Below are 18,450 nucleotides of genomic sequence, written 5' to 3' on the forward strand. Positions count from 1 at the left end.
ATGGTCGGGGTAAGGGGATTCGAACTCCTGACATCCTGCTCCCAAAGCAGGCGCGCTACCGGACTGCGCTATACCCCGGTTTGAAATTGGCTCCGTGACCAGGACTCGAACCTGGGACCCAATGATTAACAGTCATTTGCTCTACCGACTGAGCTATCACGGAACTACATATTTCAATTTACAACGGTGAAACTTACAGCTCTTAGACTTCCGTTCGCATCGCTGCGTTCGTGTGTCTGAGGCGCGCTATTCTACAACCTAGAACACCTCTGTCAACCCCCTAAATCGCTTTCAAGTTAATGATTTGCAACTTATTTCAGATTTCAGCTCAGTGAGCTGAGATGCTGCGGGTGACTGACTGCGGGGCGCACTTTACAAGCCTTTTCCTTAGACTTCAACAGCCTAACGAAAAAAAGGCCTCGCAAAGCGAGGCCTTCCTTATTTCATTGGCGTTGCCGCTCAGTCGAAAACGATTTCGTCGTTCACGACCTTGCCGGTTGCTGTATCGCCCGGCAGGAAATGCCCCGACAGGATCAACTGCGCCAACGGGTTTTCGATCCAGCGCTGGATCGCACGTTTGAGTGGACGTGCGCCATAAACCGGGTCGTACCCGACGGCAATCAGCTTGTCCATCGCTTCCGGACTCAGTTCCAGCTTCAGCTCGCGCTCGGCCAGACGACTGCGCAGACGGCCCAACTGGATCTCGGTAATGCCCGCGATCTGATCCCGCGCCAGTGGCTCGAAGATCACCACTTCGTCGACCCGGTTGATGAACTCGGGACGGAAGTGCGACGTCAGCGCGTCCATCACCGCTGCACGCTGGGCCTCACGGTCACCGACCAGTTCCTGGATCTGCGACGAACCGAGGTTCGAGGTCATGACGATCACGGTATTGCGGAAATCCACCGTGCGCCCGTGACTGTCGGTCAGACGCCCATCCTCCAGCACCTGTAGCAGGATGTTGAACACATCCGGATGCGCTTTCTCGACCTCGTCCAGCAGGATCACCGAGTAAGGCTTGCGGCGCACCGCTTCGGTCAGGTAACCGCCCTCCTCGTAGCCAACATAGCCTGGTGGCGCCCCGATCAGCCGCGCCACGGAATGTTTCTCCATGAACTCGGACATGTCGATCCGCACCATCGCCTCTTCGGTATCAAAGAGGAATTCGGCCAGCGCCTTGCACAGCTCGGTTTTACCGACACCGGTCGGGCCGAGGAACATGAACGAGCCGCTCGGACGATTCGGATCCGCCAGTCCGGCACGCGAGCGCCGTACCGCGTTGGCGACCGCGACCACCGCCTCGTCCTGACCAATCACACGCTGATGCAACAGGCTTTCCATCTTCATCAGCTTGTCGCGCTCGCCTTCGAGCATTTTCGACACCGGAATACCGGTCCACTTCGAAACGACTTCGGCGATTTCCTCTTCGGTCACCTTGCTGCGCAGCAGCTGGTTTTCGCTCTTGCCGTGCTGATCGACCATTTGCAGGCTGCGTTCCAGATCCGGGATCACCCCGTACTGCAATTCGGCCATGCGGTTGAGGTCGCCTTTACGGCGCGCCGCTTCCAGCTCCTGACGCGACTGCTCGATCTTCTGCTGAATCTGCGCCGAACCCTGAACCTCGGCTTTTTCCGAGTTCCAGATTTCTTCCAGATCCGAGTACTCACGCTCGAGGCGGACAATTTCTTCCTGGAGTTTTTCCAGGCGTTTCATCGCCGCTTCATCGCTTTCTTTCTTCAGCGCCTGGGATTCCACCTTGAGCTGAATCAAACGACGTTCCAGACGATCCAGCACTTCCGGCTTGGAGTCGATCTCCATGCGGATACGGCTGGCGGCCTCGTCGATCAGGTCGATGGCCTTGTCCGGCAACTGCCGGTCAGTGATGTAGCGATGGCTGAGCTTGGCCGCGGCGATAATCGCGCCGTCGGTGATCGCCACTTTATGGTGAACCTCGTAACGCTCCTTGAGGCCACGCAGGATGGCGATGGTGTCTTCTTCGCTCGGCTCGTCCACCAGGACTTTCTGGAAACGCCGTTCGAGGGCCGCATCCTTCTCTATATATTGGCGATACTCGTTAAGCGTGGTAGCGCCGACGCAGTGCAGCTCACCGCGCGCCAGTGCCGGTTTAAGCATGTTGCCGGCATCCATCGAGCCTTCGCCCTTACCAGCGCCGACCATGGTGTGCAGCTCGTCGATGAACAGAATGATCTGCCCTTCCTGCTTCGACAGTTCGTTGAGCAGCGCTTTCAGGCGTTCCTCGAACTCACCGCGATACTTGGCACCGGCAATCAGCGCGCCCATGTCCAGCGACAGCAGACGTTTGCCCTTGAGGCCGTCCGGCACTTCGCCGTTGATGATGCGCTGGGCCAGACCTTCGGCAATCGCGGTTTTACCCACGCCAGGTTCACCGATCAGCACCGGGTTGTTCTTGGTGCGACGCTGCAGAACCTGAATGGTGCGGCGAATTTCGTCGTCACGGCCGATCACCGGATCGAGCTTGCCTTCTTCGGCACGCTTGGTCAGGTCGACGGTGTATTTATCCAGCGCCTGACGCGACTCTTCGTGGTTGGCGTCATTCACCGCCTCACCGCCGCGCAAGTTGTTGATCGCGTTTTCCAGGGCTTTCTTGCTCACGCCCTGGCCGAGCAGCAATTTGCCGAGCTTGCTGTTCTCGTCCATCGCGGCGAGCAGCACCAGTTCGCTGGAAATGAACTGGTCGCCCTTCTGCTGGGCCAGACGATCCGCCTGATTGAGCAGACGCGCCAGATCCTGCGACATGTTGACGTCGCCGGTCGGGTTCTGGATTTTCGGTAATTGATCGAGCTCTTTGGTCAGCTCTTTGCGCAGGCTGTTGACGTCGAAGCCGACTTGCATCAACAGGGGTTTGATCGAACCACCCTGCTGTTCAAGCATCGCCTGCATCAAGTGCGCCGGCTCGATGGCCGGATGATCGTGGCCAACGGCCAGAGATTGGGCGTCGGACAACGCCAACTGTAATTTGCTGGTTAAACGGTCTATACGCATGGGTCACCTTCCTTTTGAGCAGGCCGGACCTAAAAACCATCCTGAATAAAGAAACCTGCCAGATACCACTGTAGATGCGGTCGATTCTGGGAGATTCAAGCGTCAGCGAGTTGATTCAGGTCAGGCAAGTCTAGCGGGTGAGCCAGACAAGGGAGGCGAAACGGCCAGTGCGCGACGCACGGCGGTAAGAAAAGAAGCGCGGGTCGGTCACGGTGCAGAAACCGCCACCATAAACCGCAGTGACACCGCGTTCAGCCAGACGCAGGCGCGCCAGTAGATAGATATCAGCCATGAACTTGCCAGCATTGTGACTGGGCACGAAGGCTGCTGCCGCTGCCGGCAGTTGCTTGACGAAGACTTCGCGGACTTCCGGGCCGACTTCAAAGGCCTTCGGGCCAATGGCCGGACCGAGCCAGACCAGTACGTCCGCCGCAGCGGTGTCAAGATGATCGAGAGTGGCTTCCAGTACGCCCGCCGCCAAACCGCGCCAACCAGCGTGAGCCGCCGCGACGCGAGTACCGGCACGGTTGCAGAACAACGCCGGCAGGCAATCTGCGGTCATCGCCGTGCAGGCAATCCCGGGAGTCGCCGTCCAACTGGCATCGGCGGTGGCAACCACGCCCGGATCAGCATGAGCCACGGCAGTCCCGTGTACTTGCTGCAACCAGGCAGGCTTTATCGAGAAGTGTTCGGTCAGACGCCGACGATTCTCGGCGACTGCTTCCGGGCGATCATCGACATGATCGCCCAGATTGAGGCTGTCGAACGGCGCCTCGCTGACACCCCCCTCGCGGGTGGTGACACAGGCGCTGACGCTGGCCGGCGCAGGCCAGTCCGGCGTCAGCCAGTTCATCCGACGAATGCCTCGCGATCCTGCTTGAGCAGGGTCAGCAGCCAGACGAAGTCTTCCGGCAGCGGCGATTCCCAGCTCATGCGCTCACCGGTGGTCGGATGATCCAGCTCAAGGAAGCGCGCGTGCAGGGCCTGACGCGGGAAGTGCTTGAGCGACTCGACCATGGTCGGGTTCGCGGCAGGCGGAATGCGGAAACGACCGCCGTACGCCGGGTCGCCGACCAACGGGAAGTTGATGTGCGACATGTGCACACGAATCTGGTGGGTCCGGCCGGTTTCCAGTTTGACCCGCACATGCGTGTGGGACCGGAAACGCTCCAGCACGCGGTAATGACTGACGGCCGGCTTGCCGCCTTCCATCACTGCCATGCGCTGGCGCTGCTGACCATGACGGCCGATCGGGGCGTTGATCTTGCCCCCGGCGGTCACGACACCGATCACGATGCACTCGTAGATCCGGCTGACACTGCGGCTTTGCAACTGGGCAACGAGCTTGGTCTGCGCCTGAATGGTCTTGGCCACCACCATCAGACCGGTGGTGTCCTTGTCCAGGCGGTGCACGATACCGGCGCGCGGGACATTGATGATGTCCGGCACGTGGTGCAGCAAGGCATTGAGCAAGGTGCCATCAGCGTGGCCGGCAGCCGGGTGCACCACCAGGCCCGCAGGCTTGTTGATCACCAGGATGTCGTCGTCTTCATAAACGATGTCGAGCTCGATGTCCTGGGCGATCCACTCGCCCTGGGCTTCCTGCTCGGCAGTCAGCTCAAGAATGGCACCGCCATGCACGATGTCGCGCGGGCGGATGACCGCCCCGTCCACAGTCAGGCGACCTTCTTTGATCCAGGCGGAAAGGCGCGAGCGTGAGTGCTCAGCGAAGAGTTGGGCGGCGACTTGATCGAGGCGTTGGCCGCCCAAATCGGACGGCACCTCTGCGCGAAGTTCAATTTTATCGGACATGCTCTGACTGGCGTCGGCACAGCCTTTGGTTTCGGCTGCGCGCTTGTGGTTAAATACGGCGTCTTTTGCCCCGAGGCTTTTCAACGGGGCGCTCATCATAACAGGACGGCCCCGCCCAAGACAGCGGCCGTCATAGGGACGCAAGCCGCCATGCAAGTGAAACACCTGCTGCTGATCGCCATCCTCGCATTGACCGCTGCTTGCTCATCGAAGGAAGTCGTAGACGAAAACCTCAGCGAAGCCGAGCTGTATCAGCAGGCTCAGACTGACCTGGACAACAACAGCTACACCAGCGCCACAGCCAAGCTGAAGGCCCTGGAGTCGCGTTATCCGTTCGGTCGCTACGCCGATCAGGCACAGCTGGAGTTGATCTACGCCAACTACAAGAACGCCGAGCCGGAAGCTGCAAAGTCCGCCGCCGAGCGTTTCATTCGTTTGCATCCGCAGCATCCGAACGTGGATTACGCGTACTACTTGAAAGGTCTGACCTCTTTCGACCAGGACGTCGGCCTGCTGGCGCGCTTCCTGCCGCTGGACATGACCAAGCGTGACCCCGGCGCTGCCCGCGACTCGTACAACGAGTTCGCGCAGCTGACCAGCCGCTACCCGAACAGCCGCTACGCGCCGGACGCCAAGCAGCGCATGATCTACCTGCGCAACCTGCTGGCGGCCTACGAAATCCACGTAGCCGACTACTACCTGACTCGTCAGGCCTACGTCGCCGCCGCCAACCGTGGCCGTTATGTAGTGGAAAACTTCCAGGAAACCCCATCGGTCGGCGACGGCCTGGCGGTGATGACCGAGGCTTACCAGCGTCTGCACCTGGACGATCTGGCCGCCACCAGCCTGGAAACCCTGAAGCTCAACTACCCGAACCACCCAAGCCTGCAGGACGGTCAGTTCGTGCCATCGGTCGCCGAAGCCGACAACCGTTCGTTCCTGAGCAAGGCGACGCTGGGCCTGATCGAATCGCGTCCACCGCTGCCGCCGGGAGAAACCCGCGCCAACCAGGACGTGCAGAAGCAGTTCCAGGACGCGAAAGACGCAATCCCGAACGAGCTCAAGCCTAAAGACGAAAACGGTGACGTGATCGAGGAAGAACATCACGAGGCTGAAGGCAACAACGATGACCGTTCGTGGTTCAGCTACATGACCTTCGGCGTGTTCGACTGATCACACCGGGCGTTACAAAAAAGGGAGATCTGCGGATCTCCCTTTTTCATGGCTGCGCATTAATAGTCTGTGCGCTTGCCGGCGCCTTGGCTAAACTGCCGAATCATTAGCCGAAAAGCCGCCCATCATGCTTCGTTTACTGTTCTGGATTGTCCTGATTTTCGCTGCGGTATGGCTGTGGCGCAAATTCAAGGCACCCGCCTCGTCTGCCCAATCGCCCCGCGAGCAAGACGCCGCGCCGATGGTGCGCTGCGCTCACTGCGGCGTGCACCTGCCCCGCGACCGCGCGCTGAACCTTCAGCAACAATGGTATTGCAGCCAGGCTCACCTTGAGCAAGGCCCGGGTGCCAGTGATCGCTGAGGTCGCCAACGCCGACCGTAAACAGGCACAGCGCCTGCTGCGCCTGTATCATCTCTACCGTTTGAGCGTCGGCATCACGCTGGTGCTGCTGATCTCCAGCAACATGGACAACCGCCTGCTGACGTCAGCCGACGACGATCTGCTGCGCAGCGGCAGTTGGTTGTATCTGGTGCTGAACATCCTGCTGGTGGTGTTCCTGGAGAACACCCGCCGCCCGGCGCAGTTGTTCACCCTGGCCTTGGTCGATGTGCTGTTGCTGTGCGGCCTGTTCTACGCGGCGGGCGGCGTGGCCAGCGCCATCGGCAACCTGTTGATTGTCTCGGTGGCGATCGCCAACACCCTGCTGCGCCGGCGCATCGGCCTGCTGATTGCCGCCATCGGCGCACTCGGCATTGTCGGCTCCAGCTTTCTGCTGGGCTTCAGTCACCCCCTGAGCGCCAATGACTATCTGCAAGCCGGGACCCTCGGCGCTTTGTGTTTTGCCGCATCGTTGCTGGTCCAGGGCCTGATCCGGCGTCTGGAAGTCAGCGAAAATCTCGCCGAACAGCGTGCCAGCGAAGTCACCAGTCTTGAAGCCCTCAACGCCCTGATTCTGCAACGCATGCGCACCGGCATCCTGGTGCTCGACGAACAGCGCCGGGTACAGCTGGCCAATCACAGCGCGAAAAATCTGTTGGCCCAGTCGCATCTTGAAGGGCATTTGATCAGCGACTACTCGCCGGCATTGGTCGAGCGTCTGCAGCTGTGGCTGAGCAACCCGACCCTGCGCCCGCAGAGCCTGAAGATCCCCGGCAACGGCCTGGAACTGCAACCCAGCTTCATCGCCCTCGACCAGAGTCCCAACCAGCAAACCCTGGTGTTCCTCGAAGATCTGGCGCAAATCGCTCAGCAAGCCCAGCAGCTCAAACTCGCCGCACTGGGGCGTCTGACTGCCGGCATCTCCCATGAAATCCGCAATCCACTGGGCGCCATCAGTCATGCCGCGCAGCTATTGGCGGAGTCCGAGGAACTCGATAGCGCCGATCGGCGTCTGACGCAGATCATTCAAGACCACTCCCAGCGCATGAACCGAGTCATCGAAAACGTCCTACAACTGTCGCGCCGCCAGCAAAGCGCTCCGCAACGGCTGGATCTCAAACCGTGGCTGGAACACTTTGTTGCCGAGAGCCGCGAGCAGGCGAGCGAGCGCCAGTCGATTCATTTGCGGATCAATTCCGGGGACTTCATCACGTTGATGGATCCCGACCAGCTCACGCAGATTCTCGACAATCTGTTACGCAACGGCTGGCGGCACAGCGCCCTGCTGCACCAGCAGGCCGAAGTCTGGCTGGCGCTGTTCGTCGACCCCGACAGCCAGCTGGCGGTGCTCGAAGTGCAGGACAACGGCCCCGGTGTCCCGTCCGATCAGCAGGCGCATCTGTTCGAGCCGTTCTTCACCACCAGCAGCCAGGGCACCGGCCTTGGGCTTTATCTGTCCCGTGAGCTGTGCGAAAGCAACCAGGCGCGCCTAGACTTCAAACCACGCCAAGGCGGCGGCTGCTTTCGCATCACCTTTGCTCACGGACGGAAACAAAGTTGAACACGAGCCCACGGCAAAAAATCCTCATCGTCGACGACGAACCGGATATCCGCGAACTCCTGGAAATCACCCTGGGACGGATGAAACTCGACACCTTCAGTGCTCGCAACCTCGGCGAAGCCCAGGCACTGTTGCAGCGCAATGCGTTCGACCTGTGCCTGACCGACATGCGCCTGCCCGACGGCACGGGGCTGGACCTGGTGCAGCACATCCAGCAACGTCATCCACAACTGCCGGTGGCGATGATCACCGCCTATGGCAGCCTGGAAACCGCGATCAATGCACTGAAGGCCGGAGCCTTCGACTTCCTCACCAAACCGGTTGATCTCACGCGCCTGCGCGAACTGGTCAGCACCGCGTTGCGCATGCCAGCGGCGGGTGGCGTCGCATCGTCGATAGATCGGCGCCTGCTCGGCGACTCGCAGCCCATGCGCGACCTTCGCAAACAGATCGACAAATTGGCGCGCAGTCAGGCCCCGGTCTACATCAGCGGCGAATCGGGCAGCGGCAAAGAGCTGGTCGCGCGGCTGATCCACGAACAAGGGCCGCGCGCGCAACAGCCGTTTATACCGGTCAACTGCGGGGCGATCCCTTCAGAGCTGATGGAGAGCGAGTTTTTTGGCCATCGCAAAGGCAGCTTCACCGGCGCGGTGGACGACAAACCGGGGCTGTTTCAGGCCGCGCACGGCGGCACCCTGCTTCTCGATGAAGTGGCGGATCTGCCGCTGTCGATGCAGGTCAAGCTGCTGCGGGCGATTCAGGAAAAAGCCGTGCGCAGCGTCGGCGGCCAGCAGGAAACCGTGGTCGATGTGCGCATTCTGTGCGCCACGCACAAAGACCTGGAAGCGGAAGTCGCCGCCGGGCGCTTCCGTCAGGATCTGTATTATCGGTTGAACGTGATCGAACTGCGGGTGCCGTCCCTGCGCGAACGGCGCGACGACATCGAAGTGCTGGCCACGCACATGCTCCAGCGTCTGGCCAGCAACAGTGGCCAGCCGGCAGCCCAATTGCACCCGCAAGCGCTTGAAGCACTGAAGCGTTATCGTTTTCCCGGAAATGTGCGAGAACTGGAGAATGTCCTCGAACGCGCGCACACGCTGTGCGAAAACCAGGTGATCGAGGCTGCGGATTTGCGCTTGAGCGAAGGCAATTGCGCAGTCGAGGACGGTATTGCCGACCTGACGCAAATCGACAACCTTGAGGATTATCTGGAGAACATCGAGCGCAAGCTGATCCTGCAGGCGCTGGAGGAAACGCGCTGGAATCGTACAGCGGCGGCGCAGCGTTTGAGTCTTTCGTTTCGGTCGATGCGTTATCGCCTGAAGAAACTCGGTCTGGATTGAGGCCCCTTCGCGAGCAAGCCCGCTCCCACATTGGATTTTGTGATCGACAAAGATCAACTGTGGGAGCGAGCCTGCTCGCGAAAGCGATCTGCCAGGCTACAGAGAAATATCTGACTAAATGCGACCTTCAGGCGCATACGGCGCCGGATCGATAATCGGCGCACGCCCCAACATCATATCGGCAAACAACTGACACGACGCCGGCGCCAGCACCAGGCCATTGCGGTAATGCCCGCAGTTCAGCCACACCCCCTCAAACCCCGGCACGCGGCCGATATACGGGATTCCCTCAGGCGAGCCCGGGCGCAAACCGGCCCAGTGCCCCACCACTTCGGCCTCCGCCAGCGCCGGCAGCAGCTCGACGGCCGAAGCCTTGAGGCTCTGCAACGCGACATCGGTCGGCGTCTTGTCGTAGCCTTCGTGCTCCAGCGTACTGCCGATCAGAATGTGCCCGTCGCGACGCGGAATCGCATAACGCCCCTTGGCCAGCACCATGCTCGACAGGAAATCCGCTGCGCATTTGTAGAGAATCATCTGGCCCTTGACCGGCTCCACCGGCAGCGTCAGGTCCAGCGTCTTGAGCAGATCACCGCTCCATGCCCCGGCCGTCAGCACCACCTGATCGCCACGGATCACGCCTTTGGACGTCTCGACGCCAACCACCCGCTCGCCTTCGCGAACAAACCCGCTGACTTCGCATTGCTCGTGAATCGTCACGTTCGGCAGCGCCAGCAAAGCGGCTTTCAATGATTTGACCAGACGCGGGTTACGCACATTGGCCACATCAGCCATGTAGATCGCCCGGGAGAACCCGCCGCCCAGCACCGGCACCGCATCGTGCGCCGCCGAGATATCCACAGCCCGCAGCGGACGGTTTTCCCGCTTGGCCCAGGCCAGTGCCTCGGCTTCATCCTCCAGATCCAGCCAATACAGGCCGGTGGTGTGCACTTCAGGATCAACCCCGGTATCGGCAAACAGCCGCTCGCCCAGCTGTGGATAAAAATCCTGCGACCAATGCGCCAGCGCGGTGACTGCCGGGCTGTAGCGCCACGGGTACAGCGGCGAAACGATACCGCCGCCGGCCCAGGACGATTCCTGGCCGACGTTCGAGCGATCCAGCAGCACCACGCTGCGCACTTCGGAGGCGAGGTTGTAGGCGGTCAGCAGGCCAATCACCCCGCCACCGACAATCACCACTTGCTGTTGCCTGGTCATGTTTGATCCAACCGTAAAAAAGACAGTGGGCGCAAAAAGGCGCCCTTAAGAAGGTACCTCAGCGGCCCCAGCAATCCTTGGTGGTCAGCCCGGTGGTAGCGTTGTTCATGCTTCTGACGCCGGTGTTGGTCAGGGTGAAATCCCCGCACTTGTCGGTGGCCATGGCAGTGCCAGCCTTGCGGGTGGCGGTCAGCAGGAAGGTCTGGTCAGCGATCGTCGGGGTGATGGTGTAGAAATCATTGCCCGTGCTCAGCCCGGTGATGCCGGTGTAGACGTTGTTTTTGGTGTAGAAGCGTTCGAGGCTCTGCGCCTGCTCCGAGAGCAGCGACACCACTTCGGCACGTCGGCCCTTTTTCAGGTATTCGGTGTAGCTCGGTGCGGCGATGGTGATGATGATCCCGATGATCGCAATCACGATCATGATTTCGATCAGGGTGAAACCTCGGTTGAATCTGCGCATGCCTCAAACTCTCACTTACTGTATTTGTCGCCACATGATACGCCGGCTGCCGCCGCCGGATTTTTCCACCAGTGTGGTGACAGTGCCACTGGAATCGTTGACGATCTTGCGCGTCGCGCCATTGACGATGGCGTTCAGGGTCGGAATCCCGCCGGTGAACACCACGCCGCTGGAAATCGTGTCGTTGCTGTCGACCACGCCATCGGCGTTGGTGTCGAGCACCGCGTAGTTGAGCATCTTACCGCTGAACGCATCGAGTTCGACCAGTTTGCCGGTGCCGAAACTGGCACACGGGTCGGTGGTATCGACACTGGCGGTGGTAAACACGATGCGTCCGAGCACCAGACTGGCCTGATTGATCACCCGCTCGCCGGTCAGCACGTTGTTGTACACCAACGGCAGGTACCAGCCCTTCTCCGCCGGATAGGTCGTGTCGTTCTGGCTGGTGGTGATGAACTGCCCGGTGCTGCCGGAGAACACTCCAGTCACTGCCTGCGCCTGCAGGCTGCTGACCGTCAGTTGCCCGGAACCGCCGTCGGCATCCCACACCGAATAAAATGCCTGCAGATCCTTGTTGGTCTTGTCGGCGGTCTCGTTGAATTTGCCGGTGCCGACGAAGATCTGTTTGCCCCCCAGCGAATTGTCCGCCAGCAGCGGCTGCGCGGTGATCGGTTGAGTCGCCCCGCCCGCCGTGGTGAACAGCGGCTTACCGGAAAACGCCACGCCCCAACTGTCGGTCGATGTCGCGCTCAGATCGAATTTCCACAAGCGCCCTTTCAAATCACCGCCGTAAGCGGCCTGCACCACGTTGGAAGAATTGACCTTGAGCTTCACCGACGACAGGCCATTGGTGGTTTCGGTGCTGTCGATCACGATCTTCTTGATCAACGATCCGTCACGCACATCCAGCACATACAACGCCGCCACCCCGGAGCTGCTGCCATAACCATTGGCAATGAACGCCGCCCAGCGACCATCGGCCAAGCGTGCCACTTCCGGCCGGGCATAGGCGTAACCCAGATCATTGAATGCGTTGGCGGTGTTAGCCGTGGCAGGTGCACTGACTTCCCACAGGGCATTGAGCACATTGCCCGCCGACGCGTCGAACAGTTGCAGCGCATAGAAAGTCTTGCCGCCAGCACCGGTACCGCCGATGGCCAGGGTTTTCCAGGCGCTGTTGATTTGCGCGTCATACACACCGACCTGACCGTCCACCAGAAACTTGTGGCTGACGCCATTGATGTAAGCCGGGTCGGCAATCAGCCGCAGCGACGGCAACACGCTGGACGGCATGTAGGCATAACGCCGGGTGCCGTTAGCCGAGTTGATCACGTTGACGAAACCGTCGTTGGCATTCACCACCAGATTCGAATTCATGTTCGCCGCTTTGGTGGTCAGGTACGTGGTGTAGGTGGTGTCACCCGAAAGGTCGGAGGCGGTTTTGTCGCTGGGCGAGGCCAGCACCAGCGGCGAGTTGATGATGTCGCCGAGCAATACGCTGCGCACTTTCAGCCCGGTCTTGTTGGTGCCCTTGCTCCACTCCACCAGATCGCTGCCGCTGATACCGGTGGGCAGGCTCTGGCTGAGCGTCGTCTGTTGGGCTGCGGAAAAGTTGCCATAGGCCAGGGTGACGGCGGCGTTACTGGAGGTGTTCCACGATTGATAGGTTGGAGCGGTCGCGCCCGGCACGATCGTGGTATCGGTGGTCCACAGGGCTGTCGAAGTATTCACCGCGCCGGCCGAGGTGAAGCCGAAAGACTTGATCGTCCCGCGCCAGTCCTTGGGATCGTAGCTGGTCTGGAAATAACTGGTGCCACTGGCCAGCGTGGTACCGCTGGTGACCCCGCTGCCGCCGGAACCGGCCTTGGAAGTGATGTCGCTCAACGCCGAGGACAGCGCGGTGTTGAGACCGGCGCTGTCGGTGGCTTGGTAATACCTGCCCTGCCCGTAAGCGGCGGCGTCCGACAGCATGTCGTTGTCGGCGGTAAAACCCACGGTGTAGGTGTTCATGTTCTGTTTGGGAAAATCCACGGCATTCCAGCTTTTGCCAGCGGCGTCAGTCCCCGTGGAACGCATGTCGATGTCGAAGGCGAATTTGGCAATGTCATCCAGATACAGCGTGTCACCCTCGTTATCGCCATTGAGGTTGTTGCCGTCATTATTGATACCGTCCCAGTTCGGCAGGCGACTGCCACCCAACGGATCATTGGTGGGAAACGTACGGTCGTAGGTCGGCAGACCGTCAGTGATCACCACGCCGTAGTTCTTCTGGCAGCGGTACTGTATCGGGCTGGTGTAGGTCGCCGGCGTACTGTTGTAGTAAGGCGCCATGCCACGCATGTAGCGGGTGATTTCGTAATAGGTTTCTGCCAGCGGCGTATTGGCCACGGCGCTCAAACCGTTGATCGAAGAAATCAGCGCGTTGTAGTTGGCGTCGGCCTGCGCCTGGGTCACGCTGCCGGAGACCGGGGACAGGTCGCTGATCGATCGCGCGATATATCCGCCATTGCCCGAATTGTTACTGGTGGCCGGATTGAAGGTCGACAGGCCCATGCGCAAGGTACGGTTGCTGGTGACCAGCGCGGTGGACACATTGCGCGCGACGTTGATCCGATAGTCGTTGGGAATGGCCCCGTTGGTGAAGTCGCGGGTGCCGTTGTTGATCGCCAGCCCGACAACGTAGGCGATGTAGTCCCCGGTGTAGCGGGTGTTGCCGCCACCCACCGGATCCGGCAGTTTCAGGCATAGCGGCGCGATACTGTTGTTGTAAAAGGCATAGGCCCCACCGGAACAACCCGAGGTCGGCAGGCTCGAGAGAAACACCGAATCACCAGTGATGGCAGTAGAACTCAGGCACAGTCCGAGCAACGCGTTGCACTGCCGGGCGGGTGTGCGATCAACGCCGGGGTCGAATCCTGCCGCATAAATAATGCTGTTCATACTGCCGGAATCATCGATCAGCAACATCACGTTGGGCGGCACCGCTGCAGCGCTCAACAGTGGCGAGTCGGACGGCGTGAACGCGTAGGCCGGTGCCGCCAGATACAAGCTCAGCAGCATGCCGGTCAATAACGTCCAGCAGCGCTTAATACTTCGCATAGACGCTCTCCACCACACTGCGCGAAGTACCGGCGATGCCGACTGCCGTAACTCGATACAGCGTCGCCGAAGTGTTGCTCGGCACGTTGACCGCCGTCAGGGTGGTGCCAATGTTCTGCACACCATAAAAGCCGTTACCGGCAGCGATCCACGTAACTCCGGAAGTCGAATTGAACCCCGCCGCGCTGACCACAGAAGACTCCGCCGGCGGCGCACATTGCGTGGTACTGGCGCACACCGCCAGCGAATAACTGTCGAGTTGCACCGCACTCTCGCCGATACGCAACGCCGCCTCGGCGGTTTGGAACGACTGATTGCGCAGGCTGACACTGCCGGCCATTTTTTCCTGCAGGTTGGCGCTCTGCATCGACGATAGCCCGATCAAGGTCAGCAGCAACAGAAACACCAGACTGACCAGCAACACCATGCCGCGCTGGTTTTGCCGCTGGTTGAAAGTCATCTTCATCGGCCCGGCCCTCATTGCAAGCGGTTGCGCAACGCGGCAACCACGTTGAAGGTTTGATTGGCCACCCGGTTGTTCGGGTCGGTGAGGGTCAGGCTCAGGCGCACACTGCGGATGCGCGCCGGGTCACTGGGGTTGGCGCTGTAGGAGGACGCCGCGACGTCAGTGGCGGACGTCGCCAGACCGAACATGACGCTGAACGCACTGACATTGTTCACCAGCACCTGTTGGGTCGGGGTACCGCTGCCGGTGCCCATGAGAATCTGGTTGTTGCTGAAGCTGTAGATCAAGCGGCGGATCGGAAAAGCGATCTGCCCGCTCGCCGCCGCACGCAATCCGGTATAGGCCGTGGCACTGTTGCGGCAATCGGAGACCACCGTCCAGGTCGGCGTGCCACCACTGCCGCCGACATCGGCGGTAACCAGAGTCAGCTTGAGGTTGCTGTTGTCCCAACTGATCGGGGTGACCTGCGCCGCGTTGAAATCCCCTGCCGAACTCGCGTCAGTAATCGTGCCCAGGCAGCCGAACATGCCGACCATGCGCAGTTCCTGAATCATCTTGCTCAATACGAAGCGCGCATCTTCCTGCATCGCTGCAGCGGTGTTCTGACTGACGTAAGTGTTTTTAGCGGCGAGAAACGTCTGCACCACCCCCAGCACGATGATCAGCCCAAGGGCCAGGGCGATAAGCATTTCGATCAGGCCGAAACCACGATTGGAGTGCTTCATGGCGTGGCCACCGGATCGACCGTTGCACGGCTGGTCAGGACGAAACTGCGCGTGGTACCGGTGGCATTCGCGGCCCGTGAGTCGTTCCAGTTGATGGTGATGGTGTACACCCGCTGATTGCGGGTGATCGTGCCGGTGGCGGTCGGCCCGCCGAAATTGACGATGTTGGTGGTGAAATCGTAGAGATCCTGATCGCGGGCCACACTGAGGTTGCCCGAGGTCGGCGGTGTCACCGTGTAATCGGCGGCGGAGTTGGCACGGATGCGGTCCATCATGTCGTAGGCGATGAAGCTGGCCTGACTGGTCATTCGCGAACTGTCGGTGTACTTCAGCGCATTCACTTGAACGGCAGCCGCGCCCAATATCCCGACGGTCAGAATCAGCAACGCGACCAGCACTTCGATCAGCGACATGCCCTCCTGTGCCTGTGTGCTCCCTGCCCTCATCCGCAACTTCCACCCAATTGAATTCGTCCATTCAGACACACGTTCAGCGTCCTGCTTTGCGTGCCCAACACGTAACTGATGGCCACCGCCGTCGACGGCGCCGCCAGGCCACCCAAATTATTGAAATCCAGTGCGGTCACTCCTGAGGGTAGCGTCAGAGTCGCGCCGCTGCTCATCGCTGGAACAACCCGCAATACATTGGCCGGTGTGCCAGTACTGTCGTAGACCGACAATTCGCCGGTCCACACGCTGCCGCCGGCGCTCGGGCGCAAGCGCGTGGTCACGCCGCGATCAATCGCCTCCAGCCGCGCATAGTTGATGGCGCGCTGCAGGTCGCCCATTTCGGTGTCGGCCTTGCTGCTCTGGATCGAACGAGTGAAGCCCGGCACCGCGAGGGTGATGAGGATCACCATCACCGCGACCGCAGCCAACAACTCGGGCAGCGTGAAACCTTTTGTATGATGATCCATCGATGCCCTCCGTTGCCGTCGGCTATACCTGCTTCTACAAACTAGAACATTCAACCGGCCTGTGTCGGTTGATTTGCCCTGCCCGGCGAAAAGGATCGCGCCGGGCTTCATGCTCCACGGAGGGAGTCGTCATGCCGCAACAGGGTTTCAGCCTGCTCGAATTGCTTATGGGACTGGCAATTGGCGCAATTGTTCTGGCGCTGGTCAGTCCGGCGTTCGCCGCCTTCACCGAGTCGACTCAGCGCGACCAGGCGGCGCAGTCGCTGCTCGACGGAATTCGCAACGCCCGCACCCTGGCCATCACCCGCAATCAGAGCGTGGTTATCCATGGCATCAACGGCGACTGGAGTCAGGGCTGGCGGATCATTCTGGATATCAGCGGCAAGGGGCCGCTGGACAGCAGCAATCCGCTGCTGGTGGAGCATGCGAGTGACGGGCGGACACCGATTGTCGGTAATTGGGCGGTCAGTCGTTACGTGCGCTTCAGCAGTCTGGGACAACCGCTGATGCCCGGGCGGGCATTTCAGGCAGGGACATTACATATCTGTTCGGCACGCGAGCCGGTCAGCCAGCGCCAGGTGGTGCTGGCGGCAACCGGTCGGGTGCGCCTGACCAGCGCAAAGGCTGAGCAGGCGCTGTGCCTGAAGGCGAAGAGCGTCAGATCGAACGGACGCGCAGCTCTTTCGGCATCGAGAAGGTGATGTTCTCTTCGCGACCGGCCAGTTCATCGGCACCGGTCGCGCCCCAGGCTTGCAATTGCTGGATCACGCCGCGCACCAGCACTTCCGGTGCGGAGGCACCAGCGGTGATGCCAATGCGCTCGACACCCTCGAACCAGCTCTTCTGCAGGTCTTCGGCGCCGTCGATCAGGTAGGCCGGCGTGGCCATGCGTTCGGCCAGCTCACGCAGGCGGTTGGAGTTGGAGCTGTTCGGGCTGCCCACCACCAACACTACGTCGCACTCGTCTGCCAGTTGCTTCACCGCATCCTGACGGTTTTGCGTGGCGTAGCAGATATCGTCCTTGCGCGGGCCACCGATGGCCGGGAAACGTGTGCGCAGGGCATCGATCACCCGACTGGTGTCGTCCATCGACAGGGTGGTCTGGGTCACGAACGCCAGTTTTTCCGGGTCACGCACTTGCAGTTCAGCGACGTCTTTCTCGTCTTCGACGAGGTAGATCGCGCCGCCATTGCTGGCGTCGTACTGGCCCATGGTGCCTTCGACTTCCGGGTGACCGGCGTGGCCGATCAGGATGCACTCACGGCCGTCGCGGCTGTATTTCGCGACTTCGATGTGCACCTTGGTCACCAGCGGGCAAGTGGCGTCGAAAACTTTCAGGCCACGGCCGGCGGCTTCGCTGCGTACGGCTTGAGAAACGCCGTGGGCACTGAAGATCACGATGACATCGTCCGGCACCTGATCCAGTTCCTCGACGAAAATCGCGCCACGGCTGCGCAGGTCTTCGACCACGAACTTGTTGTGCACCACTTCATGACGCACGTAGATCGGCGGCCCGAAGACTTCCAGGGCGCGGTTGACGATTTCGATCGCCCGGTCCACACCGGCGCAGAAGCCACGGGGGTTGGCGAGTTTGATTTGCATGCTGTGCCTCGTGTCTTGCGCGCAAGAAATAGCGAAAACGGTTGAAAACATTGTGGGAGCGAGCCTGTTGTGGCGAGGGGATTTATCCCCGATCGATTGCGAAGCAATCGTCAAAACAGTCAACGCTTTCCGGTTCTGAATCGCGGTGATCAGATTCGGGGGCGCTTCGCACCCCATCGGGGATAAATCCCCTCACCACAAAAGCCCGCTCCCACAGTGGTTTTGCAGTGTTACTCAGATCGCTTTGACGTTGATGATCTCGACGTCAAAGGTCAGCGTCTTGCCGGCCAGCGGGTGGTTGAAGTCGATGGTCACTTGCGCGTCATCGAACTCTTTCACCACACCCGGCAGCTCAGTATTGGCCGCATCATTGAAGATCACCAGCAAACCCGGCGACAACTCCATGTCGACGAACTGCGAACGCGGGATGATCTGTACGTTTTGCGGGTTCGGCTGGCCGAAAGCGTTTTCCGGCTCGACGGTCAGCGTACGCTTGTCGCCGGCCTTGAAGCCGAACAATGCCGCTTCGAAACCCGGCAGCAGGTTGCCGTCGCCGACCTTGAAGGTCGCCGGAGCCTTGTCGAACGTGCTGTCGACCGTGTCGCCGTTCTCCAGGCGCAATGCAAAGTGCAAAGTGACTTCCGTGTTCTGGCCGATGCGTTGCTCAGCCAATAC

The 18,450-nt window shown here is 60.6% G+C and carries 17 protein-coding genes and 2 tRNA genes; 5 read left to right on the plus strand and 14 right to left on the minus strand.

What is annotated here, in order from left to right; genetic code table 11:
• Position 1: 1 nt before the first annotated feature.
• The 5 genes from H043_RS0116675 to rluD all read right to left on the minus strand — a co-directional run bounded on the left by H043_RS0116675 (position 2) and on the right by rluD (position 4,836).
• Positions 2-78 (minus strand) — tRNA-Pro (locus H043_RS0116675).
• Between the two features lie 9 nt (positions 79-87).
• Positions 88-163, minus strand: a tRNA-Asn gene (locus H043_RS0116680).
• 296 nt (positions 164-459) lie between these two features.
• Positions 460-3,024, minus strand: coding sequence for an ATP-dependent chaperone ClpB (gene clpB, locus H043_RS0116685; RefSeq protein WP_027612807.1), 2,565 nt, complete (start codon positions 3,022-3,024; stop codon positions 460-462).
• A 130-nt stretch (positions 3,025-3,154) separates the two neighbouring features.
• Positions 3,155-3,877, minus strand: coding sequence for a peptidoglycan editing factor PgeF (gene pgeF / locus H043_RS0116690; RefSeq protein ID WP_027612808.1), 723 nt, complete (start codon positions 3,875-3,877; stop codon positions 3,155-3,157).
• Entirely contained in the window at positions 3,874-4,836 is a 963-nt protein-coding gene (gene rluD / locus H043_RS0116695; RefSeq protein ID WP_007963852.1) for a 23S rRNA pseudouridine(1911/1915/1917) synthase RluD, read from the minus strand. Before rluD ends, pgeF begins: the two co-directional genes overlap by 4 nt.
• Positions 4,837-4,986: 150 nt before the next feature.
• Here rluD and H043_RS0116700 point away from each other — a divergent pair, with 150 nt between their 5' ends.
• The 4 genes from H043_RS0116700 to H043_RS0116715 all read left to right on the plus strand — a co-directional run bounded on the left by H043_RS0116700 (position 4,987) and on the right by H043_RS0116715 (position 9,292).
• On the plus strand, positions 4,987-6,009 hold the full coding sequence (locus H043_RS0116700; RefSeq protein WP_027612809.1) for an outer membrane protein assembly factor BamD: 1,023 nt from the start codon (positions 4,987-4,989) through the stop codon (positions 6,007-6,009).
• Positions 6,010-6,136: 127 nt separating this feature from the next.
• Entirely contained in the window at positions 6,137-6,370 is a 234-nt protein-coding gene (locus tag H043_RS0116705; RefSeq protein ID WP_027612810.1) for a PP0621 family protein, read from the plus strand.
• A complete protein-coding gene (locus tag H043_RS0116710) occupies positions 6,360-7,949 on the plus strand; it encodes a PAS domain-containing sensor histidine kinase (protein ID WP_027612811.1) in 1,590 nt (529 codons plus the stop codon). Before H043_RS0116705 ends, H043_RS0116710 begins: the two co-directional genes overlap by 11 nt.
• On the plus strand, positions 7,946-9,292 hold the full coding sequence (locus H043_RS0116715; RefSeq protein WP_027612812.1) for a sigma-54 dependent transcriptional regulator: 1,347 nt from the start codon (positions 7,946-7,948) through the stop codon (positions 9,290-9,292). Before H043_RS0116710 ends, H043_RS0116715 begins: the two co-directional genes overlap by 4 nt.
• Positions 9,293-9,406: 114 nt before the next feature.
• Here the strand turns inward: H043_RS0116715 and thiO are convergent, their stop codons facing one another.
• The 7 genes from thiO to H043_RS0116750 are packed head-to-tail and all read right to left on the minus strand — an operon-like array spanning position 9,407 to position 16,173.
• Positions 9,407-10,507 (minus strand): glycine oxidase ThiO, encoded by a 1,101-nt coding sequence (gene thiO / locus H043_RS0116720; RefSeq protein ID WP_027612813.1) that lies wholly within the window; start codon positions 10,505-10,507, stop codon positions 9,407-9,409.
• 58 nt (positions 10,508-10,565) lie between these two features.
• Positions 10,566-10,967 (minus strand): type IV pilin protein, encoded by a 402-nt coding sequence (locus tag H043_RS0116725; RefSeq protein WP_027612814.1) that lies wholly within the window; start codon positions 10,965-10,967, stop codon positions 10,566-10,568.
• A 15-nt stretch (positions 10,968-10,982) separates the two neighbouring features.
• Entirely contained in the window at positions 10,983-14,066 is a 3,084-nt protein-coding gene (locus tag H043_RS0116730; RefSeq protein WP_027612815.1) for a pilus assembly protein, read from the minus strand.
• The gene (locus H043_RS0116735) at positions 14,053-14,532 is read right to left on the minus strand and encodes a PilX N-terminal domain-containing pilus assembly protein (protein ID WP_027612816.1); all 480 of its coding nucleotides are present in this window, start codon (positions 14,530-14,532) and stop codon (positions 14,053-14,055) included. Before H043_RS0116735 ends, H043_RS0116730 begins: the two co-directional genes overlap by 14 nt.
• 11 nt (positions 14,533-14,543) lie before the next feature.
• Positions 14,544-15,257, minus strand: a complete 714-nt coding sequence (locus H043_RS0116740) for a PilW family protein (protein ID WP_027612817.1) — start codon at positions 15,255-15,257, stop codon at positions 14,544-14,546.
• Positions 15,254-15,703, minus strand: a complete 450-nt coding sequence (pilV, locus tag H043_RS0116745; RefSeq protein ID WP_027612818.1) for a type IV pilus modification protein PilV — start codon at positions 15,701-15,703, stop codon at positions 15,254-15,256. Before pilV ends, H043_RS0116740 begins: the two co-directional genes overlap by 4 nt.
• Positions 15,700-16,173 carry a GspH/FimT family pseudopilin gene (locus H043_RS0116750; RefSeq protein WP_027612819.1) on the minus strand — a complete coding sequence of 158 codons (474 nt, stop codon included), beginning with the start codon at positions 16,171-16,173 and terminating at the stop codon, positions 15,700-15,702. Before H043_RS0116750 ends, pilV begins: the two co-directional genes overlap by 4 nt.
• Positions 16,174-16,304: 131 nt before the next feature.
• Here H043_RS0116750 and H043_RS0116755 point away from each other — a divergent pair, with 131 nt between their 5' ends.
• Positions 16,305-16,874, plus strand: coding sequence for a GspH/FimT family pseudopilin (locus H043_RS0116755; protein WP_027612820.1), 570 nt, complete (start codon positions 16,305-16,307; stop codon positions 16,872-16,874).
• Here H043_RS0116755 and ispH read toward each other — a convergent pair.
• Both ispH and fkpB read right to left on the minus strand, forming a co-directional pair.
• Entirely contained in the window at positions 16,831-17,775 is a 945-nt protein-coding gene (ispH, locus tag H043_RS0116760; RefSeq protein ID WP_027612821.1) for a 4-hydroxy-3-methylbut-2-enyl diphosphate reductase, read from the minus strand. The genes H043_RS0116755 and ispH overlap by 44 nt on opposite strands.
• A gap of 234 nt (positions 17,776-18,009) precedes the next feature.
• On the minus strand, positions 18,010-18,447 hold the full coding sequence (fkpB, locus tag H043_RS0116765) for an FKBP-type peptidyl-prolyl cis-trans isomerase (RefSeq protein ID WP_177325639.1): 438 nt from the start codon (positions 18,445-18,447) through the stop codon (positions 18,010-18,012).
• Positions 18,448-18,450: the final 3 nt, after the last annotated feature.

It is taken from the genome of Pseudomonas sp. URIL14HWK12:I6 (genome assembly GCF_000514195.1).
GTDB lineage: Bacteria > Pseudomonadota > Gammaproteobacteria > Pseudomonadales > Pseudomonadaceae > Aquipseudomonas > Aquipseudomonas putida_A.